Source organism: Gloeobacter kilaueensis JS1 (assembly GCF_000484535.1).
GTDB classification, from domain to species: domain Bacteria; phylum Cyanobacteriota; class Cyanobacteriia; order Gloeobacterales; family Gloeobacteraceae; genus Gloeobacter; species Gloeobacter kilaueensis.
The window spans coordinates 4,190,571-4,206,554 of sequence record NC_022600.1; the positions used below are offsets into that span (position 1 = coordinate 4,190,571).

Genomic DNA, 15,984 nt, shown 5'->3' on the forward strand with positions numbered 1-15,984 from the left:
ATAACAGCCTTCAAAGGAGTAGCCTGGAATCGGAATGTTCGAATAATCGTCCCCAACTCTATGCCCTCAACTTCCACCCGGCCCAAAACGGCCTGTCTTGTCACCTTCGGCTGCCAGATGAACAAGGCCGATTCGGAGCGGATGGCCGGTGCCCTCTGCCACCTTGGCTATCGAATTGTCGAAGAAACTGACAGCGCCGATCTGGTACTGTTCAATACCTGCACGATCCGCGACAACGCCGAGCAGAAGGTCTATTCGTATCTGGGCCAGCAGGTCAGGCGCAAGCGGCGCAATCCTGAGATCACGCTGGTACTGGCCGGTTGTGTCGCCCAGCAGGAGGGCGAGCGGCTGCTGCGGCGGGTGCCGGAGCTGGATCTGGTGATGGGGCCGCAGCACGTCAACCGCCTCGCGGATCTGCTGGAGCGGGTGGCCGAGGGCGAGCAGGTGGTGGCCACCGAACCCATCGAAATCTTTGAGGACATCACCAAGCCCCGCCGCGACAGCGCCGTCACCGCCTGGGTCAACATCATCTACGGCTGCAACGAGGGCTGCACCTACTGCATCGTGCCCAGCGTGCGCGGGCGCGAGCAGTCGCGCACCCCGGAGGCAATCTGCCAGGAGATCTGGCAGTTGGGCGAGCAGGGCTACAAGGAAGTGACGCTGCTCGGCCAGAATATCGACGCCTACGGTCGCGACATCGGTACCAACCTGGCCGCCCTGCTGCGCTCGATCCACAGCGCGCCCGGTATCGAGCGCATCCGCTTTGCCACCTCCCACCCCCGCTACTTCAGCGACGAGCTGATCGCCACCTGTGCCGAGCTACCAAAAGTCTGCGAGCACTTTCATATTCCGTTTCAGTCGGGCGACAACGAAGTGCTGCGGCGGATGGCACGCGGCTACACCCACCAGAGCTACCGGGCGATCATCGACAAGATTCGCGAGCAGATGCCCGATGCCGCCATCAGCGCCGACCTCATCGTCGGTTTTCCCGGCGAGAGCGAGGAGCAGTTTCTGGGCACCCTCGATCTGGTCGAGGCGATCGGCTTCGATGCGCTCAATACCGCCGCCTACTCGCCCCGCCCCGGCACCGCCGCCGCCCGCTGGTCCGGCCAGCTCGACGACGACACCAAACAGGACCGCCTCCAGCGCGTCAACCGGCTGGTGGCCGCAGTTGCCCAATCGCGCTCCCAGCGCTACCTGGGGCGCAAAGAACAGGTGCTCATCGAACAGGCCAGCCCCCGCGACCCTGAGCAGGTGGTGGGCCGCACCCGCACCAACCGCCTGGTCTATTGCAAAGGTGCCATCGACGCATTGCGCGGCCAGCTCGTAGACGTCCGCATCGACGAGGCGCGGGCCTTTTCCCTCAGCGGCCAACTGGTCTGAGGCCGATGGGCGGCAAGCTCTGTATCTTCGGCGGCACCTTCAATCCGGTCCACCGGGGGCATCTGGCGATGGCCCGCGCCGCCTGTAAGCAATTCGACCTCGATCGCCTGCTGTGGGTACCGGCGGGACAGCCGCCCCACAAGCCCCTGCTGGGCAACGCCACGATCGACGACCGCCTGGAGATGGTCCGCCTCGCTATCGCCTCCGAGGCGGGCATGGAGCTGTCGCCCATCGACGCCCATCGGCCTGGCCCGGCCTACGCGATCGACACTCTGGAACTATTGGACCGCGCCTACCCCGAGACCTGCTGGTACTGGCTCCTGGGCGAGGACAGCCTCATAGATCTGCCGGGCTGGCAGCGCGCCTCTGAGCTGATCGGGCGCTGCCACTGGCTGGTCGCCGCCCGCCAGAACAACTCCCGCCTTGAGGGTCAGCTTGTGGAGTTACGGGAGCGTTACCGGGCGCAATTTTCGCCCCTCGCCCATTTTTGGTGCGCCATCTCCTCGACCGGGGTGCGCGAGCGGATAGCTCAGGGACTTGCGATCGACGATCTGGTACCGGGAGCGGTCGCCGCCTACATCCACCGGCACCACCTCTATACGGCGCACCCCCGTTAGCGAAGGTAGCGGCGGAGCTGTCGGGTCAACTTCTTCAAGAAGCCTTCATATTGCATAGCAGGATTCCGGATAATTTGTGAATGTGGCCAGAGGAGCAAACCGGCTCAGTAAAGGCTGACTAACCACCTGGATATCCGGATGGATAGTGACATAAAAATCAAGCTCTGTCCGAAAGGCAGTTTTTGATTTGGTTGCCAACGCCGATACTGCCAGTATGTCCTTTATGCAGTAGAGACCTTATGCAGACCCTTTCTCAGCAAGTCGCAGCTACGCCCAAATTTGCGGTTCTCGGCAAAGTGCTCGTCGAGATGGGCCTGGTCAACGAGTATCAGTTGCACTGCGCCCTCGACTATCAAAAAGAAGAGGCCGAGCACTTTCAAAAATGGCGGTTGCTCGGTGAAATTTTTGTCGAGTGGGGGCTGATCACCCGCAGCCAGCTCGTGGCGGCGGTCGATCGGCAGTACTTGCAAAACGAGAAGTGGTTGTTTCGAGCCCGGACCCACCCCTCGGCGCGCAGCCTGGGCAAGCGCACGATCGATCTGGTAGGAGCGGCGGTCGGCTTGAGCCTCACCGCCTGTCTGTTACCGGCGATTGCCCTCGCCATCTACCTCGAAGACAGAGGACCGATCTTTTTTGCCCAACCGCGCATGGGCCTGCGCGGACGGCAGTTTACAATCTGGAAATTTCGTTCGATGGTGCCGGATGCGGAGGCAAGAAAGCTCACCGTAGCCGGGAGCAGCATCTTTTTTAGCCCAGCCGCCGATCCGCGCATCACGGGCGTTGGCCGGGTGCTGCGCAAATTGAACCTCGACGAGTTGCCCCAATTTTGGAACGTGCTTTTAGGCCAGATGAGCCTGGTGGGCACGCGACCGCCCACCCTCGACGAGGTCAAGCACTACTCAGAAACGCAGTGGCAGCGATTGCTGGTCAAGCCGGGGATCACCGGTCTATGGCAGGTGAGTGGCAGCCGCCACGCCCAGAGTTTCGATCAGGTACTGCAGCTTGACAGCGAGTACCAGCAAAGCTGGAGTGTCCGGCGGGATCTGGCGATTGTCTTCAAGACGCTCTACTGCGCTCTGTTTCGGCGGGGGAGGCTCTAGGGCGATGAAAGTTCTGCTGGTCTGCTCTTCCGGGGGGCACTTTGCTGCGATGCTGCGGCTGCAACCGTTCTGGCAGGCCCACGAGCGCAGCTGGGTCACTTTTCGTTCTGCGGCGACTGCCGGAGTGCTGGCGGGGGAGCGCGTCTACTGGGCCTTCAGCCCGACCAACCGCAATTTGATCAATCTGGTGCGCAATCTGGTGCTGGCGGTAACAGTCCTCATCACCGAAAAGCCCGATCTGGTGCTCACCACCGGGGCGGGGGTGGCCGTGCCCTTCTTGCTTCTGGGCAGGTTGCGCCGCTGCCGCGTCGCCTTCGTCGAATCGATCACCCGCACCGAGTCGCTGAGCATGTCCGCCCGGCTGGTGCTGCCCTTCAGCGAAGTCTACGTCCAGTGGCCCGAACTGCAAAAGCAGTACCCCAAAACGATCTACACCGGAGCCCCTTTTTTATGATCTTCGTCACCGTCGGCACCGAACAGTTTCCCTTCAATCGCCTGCTCCACTGGGTAGCGCGGGCGATCGAAAGAGGCGACATCCGCGAGGAGGTGATCGTCCAATCCGGTGCCTGCACCGACAGGGTGCCCGGTGCCCAGACCTTTTCGCTACTGAGCCAGCCTGAATTTGATCGCTGTGTGCAGCAGGCGCGGTTGGTGATCAGCCACTGCGGCGAGGGGTCTTTTTTGCAGCTGAGTACGGCCAACCGGCCCTTTGTGCTGGTGCCGCGCCGCTGCGGTCTGGGGGAGCACCTCGACGATCACCAGTGGGAGCTGGCGCGGGTGCTCGATCGGGTTGGGGTGCCGGTGGCCTGGATTCCCAACGACATTGGCCGCTTTGTCAACAGACCGGTGCCGGTGGCGACCGCTGCGCTATCGAGCCAGTCCCTGCTTCGTTGTCTGACGGAGCACTTCGCACAGCAGACACCTTCAAGAGGAGCGACGAACCGATGAAAGCCTACTTGTTGGCCGCCGGGACCGGTAGCCGCCTGCGACCGATGACCCAGTGGCTGCCCAAGCCCCTGGTACCCTTTCTCAACCAGCCGCTGGTGCATTACCAGCACCAGCAACTCCTGGAGCACGCCGCTCACGTCCGCTTCAACATCAGCTACCTCGCCGCTCCCCTCACCGCCTACGTCAATTCGGTGCCGCGAACGAGCTACAGCCTCGAAGCGCAACCGCTCGGTTCGGCGCGCACGGTCTGGCAGGAGCGGGACTACTTCGATGAGACGACGATCGTCGCCTGCGCCGATGTGCTCGCCGACTACCCGGTGGAGCAACTGCTCGCAAACCACCGCGCCAGCGGAGCCCTGGTGACGATCGCCACCACCACCGTCGATGATCCGCGCCGCTTTGGGGTGATCGTGAGCGCTCCCGACGGTCGCATCGAGGCGTTTCAAGAAAAACCGGAACTGCCCGCCTCCAACACGATCAGCACCGGCATCTACGTCTTCGAGCCCGAGGTGCTGCGCCACTGGAACAGCCACTGGCAGGATTTAGGCGGCGAAGCCTTTCCGCACCTTCTGGCCCAGGGGGTGCCCCTCAACGCCTGGGCGCTACCGGGCGACTGGCAGGACGTGGGCACGGGGGAAAACTATCTATTTTTGCAACTGCGGCGTCTGGGCGGCAACAGCCTCGTCCATCCCGAGGCGTGCGTCCACCCGAGCGCTACCCTCCAGCGCACCGTCGTCGGTGCCGGTGCCCTAATCGAAGCCGGAGCCACCCTCACCAACTGCATCGTCTGGCCCGAGACCCACGTCGAAGCCGGCGCAAGCATCGGCCTGTCGGTGCTCGCTCCCCAGTTCAGCCTGCGCCTCGATCGCCGCCAGCGCACCCAGACGGTGCCGGTCGATCGCCGTCAGGCGCTGCGCTACATCTCGTAGGACCACCCGGACCCGTGCTCGATCAAACTGTGAATATCCCTAACTGTGCCGTAATCCAGCAGGCACTCCTTGAAGATCGCTTCGAGCTGTGGTTTCAGCCGGTCTACCGCGCTGCTACCGGGGCGGTCGTCCACAACGAAGCCCTCCTGCGCTTGCGCGACGGCGACGGCGGGGTGCTCCTGCCCGGTCGCTTTTTGCCCCTGGCCGAGCAGGCCGGACTGATGCGCGAACTGGACCTGCGGGTGATCGAAAAGGCGATCGCTTTTTTACAGCAAGAAGACAGGCTCTGCCTCTCGGTCAACCTCTCAGGCGAGAGTCTGGCGGATCCGGGTTTTGCCGGACTTGTGATCGAGCGGCTGGGAGGAGCCGCTATTGCGCCGGAACGGTTGGGTTTTGAACTCAAAGAAAAGGACGTCCTCGCCGACCTCGATGCCGCCCGCACCTGGATCGCGGTGCTCAAAAAATTTGGCTGTCCCATTGCCCTCGACGACTTTGGCTTTAACCTCACCGCCTGCGAGTACCTGCGGGATCTGCCCGTCGATGTCGTCAAGATCGATGGCCGCTTTATCCGCAGCCTCAAAGCCGAACCGCTCTACCGGACGCTGGTGCAGGCGATGAACAGCGTCGTCCATGCCTGCGGCAAGCGGACTCTCGCCGAATCGGTAGAAGATGCCGAGACGCTGGGCCTGTTGCGACAGCTCAAGGTGGATTACCTGCAGGGCTACCACCTGAAGCGCCCCGACGCCGCTACCACCGCCACCGCCACCGCCGCTCTGCGCTATCCGGCGCGGGTGCTGCTGGCGCTGGCAGCCCTTTACCTGTTCAAAAGTGCCCTCAATATCAACCTCTTCGAGGATTTTCACCTGTGGGAACTGCCGCTGGTGCTGCTGCGGTGGTTCTGGCCCAATCTGTCCTGAGTCTCTAAGGAAGCAAAGATGAACTGCAACCGTGTCAAAAAACAGCGTACCCCAGCCGCCCTGGTCGCTGTCCTGCTGCTGGCGGCCACGGCCCCGCTCGGGGCGATGCCGCTCTCGCCCGGCGACAAAGTCCGGCTGGTCCTGCCCGAAGGCGAAGGCTTCAGCGGCAGCTACGAGGTAGACGGGGGCGGCGCGCTCGATCTGCCCCACCTTGGCCGCTTGCCGGTAGCGGGGCTGGAGCCGGAGGCCGCCGCCCGGCGCGTCTCTGAGACCCTGGTGGAGGAGGGCTACTTTCAAAAAGCGTTTGCCCGCACCAACCTGCAGGTGCTCGCCTGGGCTCCGATCAACGTCGAGGTCGAAGGGGCGACCTTCAACCCCGGTCGGGTGCTGATCAATCCCCGACCCGTCAAAGAAGGGCGCGAGGACGAGGCGGCGGATCTGCCCGGCGACGCCACCCTCGAGCGCAACCTGGCAGCCGCCCTGCGGGCTGCCGGTGGTGTCAGACCGAACGCTGACCTGGCCCATATCCGGTTGATCCGCGCCGGGGTCGAAAAAACCGTCGATCTAAGCGGCGTGCTCACCGACGGAGCGATCGAGGATGTGCCGCTGCAGGCGGGCGATCGGATCGTCGTACCGGCGGTCGCGACCTTTCAAGCCAGCCTGGTCCGCCCCTCGCAGATTACACCGCCGGGGATCATGGTGTTCTTGTCGAACCTCACCCAGCCTGCCACCAACAACGCCAGCTCCCACGTCGATCGCGACGTGCGCGAATTTGCCTACGGCTCGCGTTTTTCGCAGGCGGTGATCGCCGCCAACTGCCTGGGCGGCACCCAGACCACCAACGCCGATCGCTACGCCGTGCTGGTGCGCACCAGCCGCGAAACCGGTGAGACCAAAACCCTCGATCGATCCATCGAACAGCTCATCCGCCACTCCGATGACACCAACAACCCCCTGCTCATGCCCGGCGACGGCGTCGCCTGCTACGACTCGGGGGTGACCAACACCCGCAGTATCTTCCAGCTGGTGGGCGACATCCTCAATCCGTTCAGCCTGCTTTTTGGTCCCGCTCGTATCCTCCGGTGAAGTCATGACAAAAGCATTTCCAGTTCCTGAATTACCCCGCGACCTCGGTGGCCCGAAGCTCTCCGTCAGTCGCCATCTGCTTCTTGGCCTGGCGGCGAACGTCGGCATCTGGGGCCTGGCGGCGGCATTTTTGGTCGGGGCACCGCGCTCCTACACCAGCGAATGGGCGCTCATCCTGCCGGGCTCCGGCATGGGGACGAACATCACCCTCGCCGATGTCGGCCAGGCGAGTTCGTCGGTCAACTCGCCCTACGCCAGCTCCAGCATCGATCCACGGGCCAACTACAAGGCGGTGGCCGAGAGCGAGCCGGTGCTCCAGGCGGCAGCAAAGAGCCTGGGTCTGACGGCGCGCACCTTTGGCCAGCCGCGCATCAAACTGCCGGACCAGTCCTCGGTGATCGAGTTTGCCCTCAACGCTTCCACGCCCGAGCTGGCCCAAAAAAAATCCCGCGCCCTGGAGGCGGCCTTTGAAAAGCGCCTCGACCAGCTGCGCACCGACGAGATGGAGCGGCGCGAGGCAAGCATCGAAGCGGCCACCGCCAGTGCCCGCCAGAAGTTGCAGCGCGCCCAGCAGGCGGTCCTGCGCTACAAGGCGCACTCGGGCCTCAGTTCCACCGATCAGGTGAGCAACCTGACAGCGACGATCGAACAACTGCACAAGGAGCAGGCCGAAGTCCTCGCCCAGGGCCGCCTCACCAGCACCCAGCTCGCCCAGCTCACCCAGACGATGAAACTCTCGCCCGGCGGGGCAGCGGACGCCTTCGTGCTCCAGGCCGACCAGATCTTCCAGGAGCACCTCAAGGACTACAGCGAGGCGACCACCGCCCTGCAGGTGCTGCAGACAAAGTGGGGGGCGAACCATCCGACCGTAGCGAAGGAACTCGCTCGCCGCGAGGCCGCCCACACCGGCATGATCGAGCGGGCACGGGCACTGCTCGGCAGCCAGGCGAACGACAACCGCCTGCAGCAGTTGAGCTTGATGTCGAGTGCTGCCGGCGGCGGCAGCCGGGAGAATCTCTTTCGCGAGCTGGTCGCCACCCAGGCCCAGAGCCGGGGTCTGGCAGGTCAGGCAGAAGAATTGACCCGCCAGATCGCAAAACTCGAAACGAAGCTCAGGATGCGCACCGCCCAGCAGACGGGCCTGGAAGGGCTGCAGCGCAACCTTCAGCTGGCGGAGACAGTCTTTACCTCGACCCTTGCCAAGCTGGACGTGGGCAAATCGGACATCTACGCCTCCTATCCCCTCGCCCAGCAGTTGATTGCTCCCCAGCTGCCGGAGGAACCGAGTTTCCCCAGCCCGCTCTACACACTTTTAGGAGCGCTGGTCGGTTCGTTTCTCGTCAGCGCCGGTATCTTTGCCCACTGGCTGCGGGGACGCACCGATGAAGCCGCGTAACTTCGAGGAGTGGGCCGTCTGGTGGGCGATCGTCGGCACCTACGGGTTTTATCTGGTGGGCGGCCTCTACATTCTCGCCCCGGTCCTGGCCTGGACCCTGACGGGCTGTTTGATCTGGCGGTTGTGGCGGCAGAACGCCGCCACGCCCCAGGGCGAGCGCGTGCAGATCCCGGTGGGGGTCGCCGTCTGGGTGCTCTCGATGCTGGCGATGGAACTGGCGCTCGTCGTCGGTCACCTCGACTTCGATCTGGGCACCGCCTCGCTCATCAAGTCTTCGATCGGCTGGGCCAAGGGCTGGGCGCTGCTGGCGCTCTTTCCGCTCATCGGCTGCCTGAAGATCCGCCCCCAACTGTTGAGCCGGGCGGCCTGCCTGCTCGGGCTGCAGACGCTCATCGTACTGCCGCTTTTTGTTGCCGCCTACCTGCTCAAACTGCCCCCCACCCTCTACGTCTCGCCGCTGCAGGTGGTGGGCGGGCCGGGGCCAGAATTTTTTAGCCTCAGCCTCTACGAAATCGATCCGGGTAACGGCCTGCCGCGCTGGCGGCTGTTTGCTCCCTGGGCACCGGCTCTCGGGATGACAGCGAACGTCTATTTTTATCTCGCCCTGGCGGAGCGCGATTGGCGCTGGCGCTGGGTAGGAACGCTCGCCTGCGTCGCGATGTGCCTCATCTCTCAGTCGCGCCTCGCCGCCCTGGCCCTGCCGGTTGTCTGGGGAATCACCTGGCTGCTTGCCAACCTCTACCGACCGGGGGTGCTGGTCGGTAGCGGCCTCGCCGCGACGGCCCTGGGTCTGTTGCAATCACCCGTGCGCGAAGCCTACGAGAACTTTGCCCGCGCCTTTGAAGGGGCACGGGCCAACTCCTCGCGGGTACGGGATCTCCTGGGCCGCATCGCCTTCGACCGCTGGCAGAACGAGGCTCCCGTCTGGGGCCATGGGGTGCTCGAACCCGGCCCCCACAGCGTCGAGCACATGCTCATCGGCTCGCACCATACCTGGCTTGGCCTGCTTTTTGTCAAAGGAGCGGTGGGCTTTGCCGCCCTGGCTGCACCGATGCTCTGGAGCGGCGTCGAGCTATTCGTCAAGCTGCGCACCAGCGCGCTTGCCCGCGTGGCGATGAGCATGTGGCTGATTCTGCTGCTCTACACCTTTGGCGAGAACTTAGAAATTCTTGCCTACCTGTTCTGGCCCGCCCTGGTGGTCTTAGGCAGCGCCCTCGCCGAGCGGCAGGAGCAGGCTGTGGGCGATTGCGCCCCCCAACAGCAAACCGTTGGTTGAGGAGTGATACATGTATTTAACGGCAAAAGACCGCGAAGATGCGCCCCTGGTATCGGTGGTCATCCCCGCCTACAACGCCGGGCGCTTTATCGCCGCCACCCTCGAATCGGTCCTCGCCCAGACCTACAGCCACCTGGAGGTGCTGGTGGTCGATGACGGCTCAAGCGACCAGACCGCCGAAATTGCCCTCGCCTTTGCCGCCCGCGACCAGCGGGTAATCGTGGTAAGCCAGGCAAACGCCGGGGTGGCCGCCGCCCGCAACCTGGGCATCGAGCGTTCCCGAGGCGCGTTCATCGCCCTGGTCGATGCCGACGACATCTGGTATCCCGACAAGCTGAGCCTGCAGGTGCAGTGCTTCGAGCAATCGGGAGCAGCCGTGGGCCTGGTCTACACCTGGTCGGCCCACATCGACGCCGAGGGAAAGCTGACCGGCGGCTACATTGCCTTCAAAGAAGAAGGAGATGTCTACCTCCCCTTGCTCTATCGCAACTTCGTGGGCAACGGCAGCACGCCCCTGATTCGAGCTGGCTGTCTGCGGCGGACGGGCGGCTTTGCCGCTGAATTTCGCGAGCGCCGCGCCGGCGGCTGCGAGGACTGGGATCTCTACTTGCGCCTGGCGGAGGTGTGCGAATTTCGGGTCGTGCCCCAATTGCTCACCGGTTATCGCCAGCTTCCGGCCAGCATGTCCGCCAACTACGAGGCGATGGAGCGCTCCTTTGCCCTGGTGATCGAGCGCGCCTGCCAGCGGCGGCCCGCCCTGCCGGCTCTGGTCAGCCGCTGGGCAGCGAGCGACGTGTGCTGCTACCTGGCCAACCTGGCCCGCCAGAATGGCCACCATCGAGCCAGTTTCACCTGGGCGCTCAAGTCTATGGGCCTCGATCCAGCTGCCCTGTTGCGCTTTGAGCTTTATCGAGACCTCATCGAAGGCGCGCTGCTGCCGCTGGTGGGTCCAGACCGCCATCCCTTGCAGCACCTGAGGCACCGCTGGCGCACCGACCGCTTCGAGATGGCCGATGTCGAGCGGCGCATCGCCCACCACAACCGGCGGCTCTGGCCGCACTACGAGCGCCATCGCCTCCGCCGCCTCGTCGGCGCATCGCCGTCAGCCAATTCCCTCAACGCCGGGGTGTCAGTGTGAATTTTCGCCTTCGCCTGCAAGAAAAACTCTCCGACCGGTTCGTGCGCAACCTGGGCTGGTTGGGAGCCGCTCAACTCGTCAACCGCGTCTTTCGTCTGGCGACGACGGTGGTGCTCGCCCGGCTTCTCGCTCCGGACGACTACGGTCTGGCAGCCCTGGTGCTCACCACCAACGAATTTGTGAACGTCTTTACCCGCTGCGGCATCGGCACCAAGCTCATCCAGGCCCGCGAAGAAGACATGCCAGTCTACTGCGACACGGCCTACTGGCTCACCTGGATCGTCTGCATTGTCCTTTTTGTCGGCCAGTGCGCCCTCGCCCTGCCGGTGGGGCTCTTTTATGGCCGCAGTGCGATCGTGCTTCCAATCTGTGCGATGGCCCTCGTCTACCTGACGCTGCCCTTTGGCTACGTCCAGGCGATGCTTTTGATGCGCGAGAACCGGCTGGAGGTCGGGGCGCTCACCAACGCCGTGCAGCTGTCGGTCGATTGTTTGCTCACGATCGCCTTTGCTCTGGGGGGGCTCGGCCTGTGGGCGGTGATCTTGCCCAAGATCCTGGTCGCACCGCTCTGGTCGCTCATTCATATTTACAACCATCCCTGGCGGGCTCCCCGGCAGTTTACCCTGGCGCGCTGGCAGGAGATCTTCCGCTTTGGCCGCAACGTCCTCGGGGTCGAACTGCTCGCCACCCTGCGCGCCAACGTCGATTACCTGCTGGTGGGCCGCTTTTTGGGCGTCGAAGCGCTGGGGGTCTATTACTTTGCCTTCAACGCCGGTCTGGGCATCAGCCTCAGCTTGATCTCGGCCTTTGACATGGCCCTCTACCCCCACCTGTGCGCCGCCAACCAGCAACCGGAACAGCTGCGCCAGCGCTTTCATCGAGCCCTCAAGACCCTCGCGCTTTTGTTCGTTCCGCTCGTACTGCTGCAGGCGAGCCTCGCCCCGTTCTACGTGCCGATTATCTTCAGCTCCAAGTGGGCCGCCGCTGGAGCGATACCGGTGCTCGTTCTCATCTGCCTTTCGGCTTTGCCCCGGCCCTTCGCCGGTGCCGCCTCCCAGGTGTTGCACGCCCTGAACCGGCCCGAAGTCGATCTGCAGTGGAACCTGCTATTTACGCCGCTGCTGATCGTCGCGCTGTTGGCCGGCCTCAATTGGGGCATCCTCGGGGTGGCTGCCGCCGTGCTCGCCACTCACCTGCTGCTGCTGCCGCTATTTGCGCTCTGGGCAGACCGCTACTGCTTTACGAGCGCCCATTCGCCTGTTCCTGCGTCCGTCTGATACCCGCCGGAGAGCTTCGATGCCAAAAGTTTCTGTGATCGTTCCTGTCTACAACGTCGAGCCCTACGTGGCCGCCGCCCTGCACTCGGTCCTCGATCAGACCTACCGGGACTTCGAGGTGATCGTCGTCGATGACGCCTCTCCCGATCGCAGCGTCGAGATCTGCCGCTCCTTTCGCGACCCGCGCCTGCGCATCGTCCAGCAGGCCAATCGGGGCTTAGCCGGAGCGCGCAACACCGGCATCCGCCACGCCCGAGGCGAGTACCTGGCCTTTCTTGACTCCGACGATCTCTGGGCAGCGACCAAGCTCCAGAAGCACGTCGCCCACCTCGACAGCCACCCCGAGGTCGGCCTCAGCTTCAGCCGCTCCGCATTTATCGACGGGGCAGGCCAGCCCCTCAACTACTACCAGATGCCCCGTCTGAGCGGCATCGACGCCGCCCACCTGCTCTGCCGCAACCCGGTCGGCAACGGCTCCGCCCCGGTGATCCGGCGGCAGACGCTTGCGGACATCGCCTATCCAGGCGAGCGGGAAGGCGAACCGTGCTACTTCGACGAGCAGTTTCGCCAGTCAGAAGATATCGAGTGCTGGGTGCGCATCGCCCTCCAGACCGGCTGGCAGATCGAGGGCATCCCCGAGGCGCTTACCTTTTATCGGGTAAATGCCGGTGGCCTCTCCGCCGTTTTGCTCAAGCAACTGGCTTCCTGGGAGCGGATGATCGAAAAGACCCGCAGCTACGCTCCAGAACTCATCGCCGCTGCGGGCAACCTGGCGCGGGCCTACCAGTTGCGCTACCTGGCCCGCCGGGCCGTTCAGCTGCGCGACGGGGCGATGGCCGTCTCCCTGATGCGCCGCGCCATCGCGACTGACAAGCGCATTCTTATCGAGGAGCCGCGCCGCACCCTGCTCACCGCCCTTGCCGCCCTCGTCCTGCTCGCGGTGCCGGCGGATCTCTTTAACCGGCTCGAAGCGTTCGGGATGCGCCGGGTCGCCCGGCAGCAGGAGCGGATCATCGCCGCCTCGGGACTGTCTGCTCCGTGAGATGCCCGCTGTTGCTGTTGCTGCTGCTCCTGTTCTGGAGCGCTCCGGCCCGCCTGGTGCGCGCCTACCAGTGGGGGAGCGTCGCGATCGGGGGCGGCGGCTATATCACCGGGATCTACCTCCATCCAAAGGCAGCCGGCCTCGCCTACCTGCGCACCGACATCGGCGGCTTTTATCGCTGGAACGGGTCGAGCCACTGGATTGCCCTCACCGACGGCTTTACTGCCGATCAGAGCAACTACTACGGCGGCGAAGCCCTCGCCCTCGATCCCGCCGATCCCAACCTCGTCTACATCGCCTGCGGCAAAGACCTGAGTGTACCCGGTGCCCTGTTCAAATCCACCGATCAAGGGGCGCACTGGAGCCCCCTCGGCCTGAACGTGCCGATGGGGGGCAACGCCGATCGGCGCTGGGCCGGGGAGCGGCTGGCGGTCGATCCTTTCGATTCGCGGCTGCTCTTATTTGGATCGCGCCGGAACGGCCTCCTGCGTTCGAGCGACGGCGGCATGAGCTGGAGCGCGGTGTCTATTCCCGCCGTTCACCTGAGCGACGGCATCGGCGTGCTCTCCCTCGCCTTCGACAGCCGCACCCGTGGCCTTGTCTACCTCAACGCCTACGGCGACGGCATCTATCTTTCTCAAGATAGTGGCCTGCACTGGAGCCGGATCCCAGGCAGCCCGGACGGAGCCCTGCGGCTTGCGGTATCCGGCGACGGTTCCCTCTACGTGAGCCACAGCCAGGGGGTGGCCCGGTACGCGGCGGGCCAGTGGTCGGACCTCTCGCCCGAAGCGAATACCAGCTTCGATGCATTGGATGTCTCGCCCCTCGACCCCCGCCAGATCCTCGTCGCCACCGACCAGAGCAGCGATACTCATATTTATTATTCTAAAAATGGCGGCACTTCCTGGACCCTGCTCTCGCGCTCGCTCGCAAGCACCCTGCCCTGGTTCGATCCTGCCGCCTTCACAAGAAGCACAGCGGCGGTCGCCTTCGACCCGTTCGTGGCGGGCAAAGCCTGGCTGAGCGACTGGTACGCCGTCTATCAGACCGCCGACTTCACCGCCCAACCGACGATCTGGCGCAACGCTGTGGGCGGCATCGAGCAGACCGTCACCTTTGGCCTGAGCGCCCCGGCGAGCGGGCCGCTCCTGGTGAGTGCGATCGCCGATCTCGACGGCTTTGTTCACGACCGGGGGTTGGATGCCGCCCCGAGCCAGACCTTCGGCGGCAGGAGCGGCCCCTGGTACCAGGACACCTACAGCCTCGACAGCGATCCTGCGGCACCCCTGCAACTGGTGCGCGTCGGCGGCAACCGCTGGCAGAACCCCTACCAGGGCGGTGTAGCCGTCTCAGGCGACGGCGGACGCACCTGGAGGAGCAGCGGTTCCTTCCCGGCTGGAACGATCCCGCTGCGCGTAGCGATGGCGACCGGCAACCCGAGCCGCTTCGTGGTTGTGACAAGCAACGGGCTGCCGCTTTTTACCAGCAACGGCGGTCAGACCTGGCAGCCGGTGAGCGGCCTGCCGCTGGGCCCCACTGGTCCCTGGTACTGGGGGCAGCCCCTCGCCGCCGATCGGGTGGAGGCGAACACTTTTTATTACTACAGCGGCGGCACCGTCTACCGCAGCGACGACGGAGGCGAGCGCTTCGCTTCGCTCACCAGCACCCTGCCCGCCCAGGACGGGGCGCTGCTTAAAACTGCTCCCGGCAGGCAGGGCGAGGTCTGGCTCAGCCTGGATGGCGAGGGCCTGTACCATTCGATCGACGCTGCCCATAGCTTCCAGCCCATCGCCAGCGTTCAACAGGCGCATCTGTTTGCCCTCGGTAAACCCGCCCCCGGCAGCACCGTCCCGGCCCTCTACCTCTACGGCAGCGTGGTCGGTCTGGGATCGGGTATCTTCCAGTCCCTCGACGCCGGGCAGAGCTGGACGAGTATCGGCAACTTCGCTCTGCCCATCGGCGACGCCCCAAACACGATGGAGGCAAGCTGGCAGCGCTTTGGACTGGTCTTCGTCGGCACCAATGGCCGGGGCATCTACTACGGTATGCCTGCAGCCGGAAATTGAGCGTCTGGCAGTGTGCAGCAGAAAATAGATAAGCGCGCCTGCTGGTTAGACTGAAGTCCAGGCGCGTTCAGGACGCAGCGATGAGCGACTCGTACACCCGCCGATTTCCTACCGCTGAAGAGTTGCCCGACTCCGACGACACCCCCGTGGACAACGAACTGCAGGATCTGATCCCCAGTCTGCTCAAGCGCCTGCTCGCCTCTATCTGGCCCGAGCGCTACGACTGGTTCTGGGGCACCGACATGGGCATCTACTTCGACCCAGACGATCCGCCCGTCGTCCCCGATGGCTTTTTAGCGCTGGGCGTGCCCCGCGTCAAAGACGAGAACCTGCGCAGAAGCTATGTGCTCTGGGAAGAGAACACCGCGCCGATCCTGGCGCTGGAGGTGGTCTCGCGCTCGCGGCGGGGCGAGTATCGCCAGAAGAAGATCGACTATGCCGAGCTGGGCATCCGCTACTACGTCATCTACAACACCCAGCGGCGGGTAAAGGCCACCTTTGAGGTGTACCGGCTGGAGGGTGAGGAGTACGTGCTGTTGGAGGGCAATCCGGTGTGGTTGCCGGAGGTGGGTCTGGGGCTCGGTGTGGAGCGGGGAATAGATCAAGGAGTGGAGCGCGAGTGGCTCTATTGGTACGACGAGGCGGGCCATCGCTACCCCACACCGGAGGAGCGGGAGCAAGCGGCACGACAGCGGGCAGAAACAGCAGAACAGCGGGCAGAAACAGCAGAACAACGCGCCGAGCGGCTGGCCGAGCGGCTGCGGGCTCTGGGCGTCGATCCAGACGCCTGAGCAGACTTTTTTGCGCTG

15 protein-coding genes are annotated in these 15,984 nt (G+C 64.3%); all 15 read left to right on the forward strand.

What is annotated here, in order from left to right:
- Nucleotides 1-60: 60 nt before the first annotated feature.
- The 15 genes from miaB to GKIL_RS19530 all read left to right on the forward strand — a co-directional run bounded on the left by miaB (nucleotide 61) and on the right by GKIL_RS19530 (nucleotide 15,966).
- A complete protein-coding gene (gene miaB / locus GKIL_RS19460) occupies nucleotides 61-1,383 on the forward strand; it encodes a tRNA (N6-isopentenyl adenosine(37)-C2)-methylthiotransferase MiaB (RefSeq protein WP_023175568.1) in 1,323 nt (440 codons plus the stop codon).
- A gap of 5 nt (nucleotides 1,384-1,388) precedes the next feature.
- Nucleotides 1,389-2,000 carry a nicotinate (nicotinamide) nucleotide adenylyltransferase gene (gene nadD / locus GKIL_RS19465; protein ID WP_023175570.1) on the forward strand — a complete coding sequence of 204 codons (612 nt, stop codon included), beginning with the start codon at nucleotides 1,389-1,391 and terminating at the stop codon, nucleotides 1,998-2,000.
- A gap of 239 nt (nucleotides 2,001-2,239) precedes the next feature.
- Nucleotides 2,240-3,100, forward strand: a complete 861-nt coding sequence (locus GKIL_RS19470; protein ID WP_023175571.1) for a sugar transferase — start codon at nucleotides 2,240-2,242, stop codon at nucleotides 3,098-3,100.
- 4 nt (nucleotides 3,101-3,104) lie between these two features.
- On the forward strand, nucleotides 3,105-3,554 hold the full coding sequence (gene pssD / locus GKIL_RS19475; RefSeq protein ID WP_023175572.1) for a PssD/Cps14F family polysaccharide biosynthesis glycosyltransferase: 450 nt from the start codon (nucleotides 3,105-3,107) through the stop codon (nucleotides 3,552-3,554).
- On the forward strand, nucleotides 3,551-4,048 hold the full coding sequence (locus GKIL_RS19480; protein ID WP_023175573.1) for a glycosyltransferase: 498 nt from the start codon (nucleotides 3,551-3,553) through the stop codon (nucleotides 4,046-4,048). Before pssD ends, GKIL_RS19480 begins: the two co-directional genes overlap by 4 nt.
- Nucleotides 4,045-4,977: a nucleotidyltransferase family protein gene (locus tag GKIL_RS19485; protein ID WP_023175575.1), complete on the forward strand. Its 933-nt coding sequence runs from the start codon at nucleotides 4,045-4,047 to the stop codon at nucleotides 4,975-4,977. The genes GKIL_RS19480 and GKIL_RS19485 overlap by 4 nt, the downstream gene beginning before the upstream one ends.
- 29 nt (nucleotides 4,978-5,006) lie before the next feature.
- Nucleotides 5,007-5,894 (forward strand): EAL domain-containing protein, encoded by an 888-nt coding sequence (locus GKIL_RS19490; RefSeq protein ID WP_187293844.1) that lies wholly within the window; start codon nucleotides 5,007-5,009, stop codon nucleotides 5,892-5,894.
- 18 nt (nucleotides 5,895-5,912) lie between these two features.
- Nucleotides 5,913-6,980: a polysaccharide biosynthesis/export family protein gene (locus GKIL_RS19495; protein ID WP_023175577.1), complete on the forward strand. Its 1,068-nt coding sequence runs from the start codon at nucleotides 5,913-5,915 to the stop codon at nucleotides 6,978-6,980.
- Between the two features lie 4 nt (nucleotides 6,981-6,984).
- Nucleotides 6,985-8,376 (forward strand): GumC family protein, encoded by a 1,392-nt coding sequence (locus tag GKIL_RS19500; protein WP_023175578.1) that lies wholly within the window; start codon nucleotides 6,985-6,987, stop codon nucleotides 8,374-8,376.
- Nucleotides 8,363-9,652 (forward strand): O-antigen ligase family protein, encoded by a 1,290-nt coding sequence (locus tag GKIL_RS19505; RefSeq protein WP_023175579.1) that lies wholly within the window; start codon nucleotides 8,363-8,365, stop codon nucleotides 9,650-9,652. Before GKIL_RS19500 ends, GKIL_RS19505 begins: the two co-directional genes overlap by 14 nt.
- 10 nt (nucleotides 9,653-9,662) lie before the next feature.
- Complete coding sequence (locus GKIL_RS19510) at nucleotides 9,663-10,790, forward strand: glycosyltransferase family 2 protein (RefSeq protein WP_023175580.1); 1,128 nt, start codon at nucleotides 9,663-9,665, stop codon at nucleotides 10,788-10,790.
- Nucleotides 10,787-12,067 carry a lipopolysaccharide biosynthesis protein gene (locus tag GKIL_RS19515; RefSeq protein WP_023175581.1) on the forward strand — a complete coding sequence of 427 codons (1,281 nt, stop codon included), beginning with the start codon at nucleotides 10,787-10,789 and terminating at the stop codon, nucleotides 12,065-12,067. The genes GKIL_RS19510 and GKIL_RS19515 overlap by 4 nt, the downstream gene beginning before the upstream one ends.
- Nucleotides 12,068-12,086: 19 nt before the next feature.
- Nucleotides 12,087-13,109, forward strand: a complete 1,023-nt coding sequence (locus tag GKIL_RS19520; protein WP_023175582.1) for a glycosyltransferase family 2 protein — start codon at nucleotides 12,087-12,089, stop codon at nucleotides 13,107-13,109.
- 11 nt (nucleotides 13,110-13,120) lie between these two features.
- A complete protein-coding gene (locus GKIL_RS19525) occupies nucleotides 13,121-15,175 on the forward strand; it encodes a beta propeller repeat protein (RefSeq protein ID WP_051382871.1) in 2,055 nt (684 codons plus the stop codon).
- A gap of 80 nt (nucleotides 15,176-15,255) precedes the next feature.
- Nucleotides 15,256-15,966 (forward strand): Uma2 family endonuclease, encoded by a 711-nt coding sequence (locus tag GKIL_RS19530; protein ID WP_023175584.1) that lies wholly within the window; start codon nucleotides 15,256-15,258, stop codon nucleotides 15,964-15,966.
- Nucleotides 15,967-15,984 lie beyond the last annotated feature (18 nt).

What these genes read in the sequence shown, in the direction of transcription:
- pssD (WP_023175572.1), top strand. Translation starts at nt 3,105, where the DNA reads ATGAAAGTTCTGCTGGTCTGCTCTTCCGGGGGGCACTTTGCTGCGATG.
- GKIL_RS19500 (WP_023175578.1), top strand. Translation starts at nt 6,985, where the DNA reads ATGACAAAAGCATTTCCAGTTCCTGAATTACCCCGCGACCTCGGTGGC.
- GKIL_RS19485 (WP_023175575.1), top strand. Translation starts at nt 4,045, where the DNA reads ATGAAAGCCTACTTGTTGGCCGCCGGGACCGGTAGCCGCCTGCGACCG.
- GKIL_RS19520 (WP_023175582.1), top strand. Translation starts at nt 12,087, where the DNA reads ATGCCAAAAGTTTCTGTGATCGTTCCTGTCTACAACGTCGAGCCCTAC.
- GKIL_RS19480 (WP_023175573.1), top strand. Translation starts at nt 3,551, where the DNA reads ATGATCTTCGTCACCGTCGGCACCGAACAGTTTCCCTTCAATCGCCTG.
- GKIL_RS19495 (WP_023175577.1), top strand. Translation starts at nt 5,913, where the DNA reads ATGAACTGCAACCGTGTCAAAAAACAGCGTACCCCAGCCGCCCTGGTC.
- GKIL_RS19470 (WP_023175571.1), top strand. Translation starts at nt 2,240, where the DNA reads ATGCAGACCCTTTCTCAGCAAGTCGCAGCTACGCCCAAATTTGCGGTT.
- GKIL_RS19530 (WP_023175584.1), top strand. Translation starts at nt 15,256, where the DNA reads ATGAGCGACTCGTACACCCGCCGATTTCCTACCGCTGAAGAGTTGCCC.
- miaB (WP_023175568.1), top strand. Translation starts at nt 61, where the DNA reads ATGCCCTCAACTTCCACCCGGCCCAAAACGGCCTGTCTTGTCACCTTC.
- GKIL_RS19510 (WP_023175580.1), top strand. Translation starts at nt 9,663, where the DNA reads ATGTATTTAACGGCAAAAGACCGCGAAGATGCGCCCCTGGTATCGGTG.
- nadD (WP_023175570.1), top strand. Translation starts at nt 1,389, where the DNA reads ATGGGCGGCAAGCTCTGTATCTTCGGCGGCACCTTCAATCCGGTCCAC.
- GKIL_RS19505 (WP_023175579.1), top strand. Translation starts at nt 8,363, where the DNA reads ATGAAGCCGCGTAACTTCGAGGAGTGGGCCGTCTGGTGGGCGATCGTC.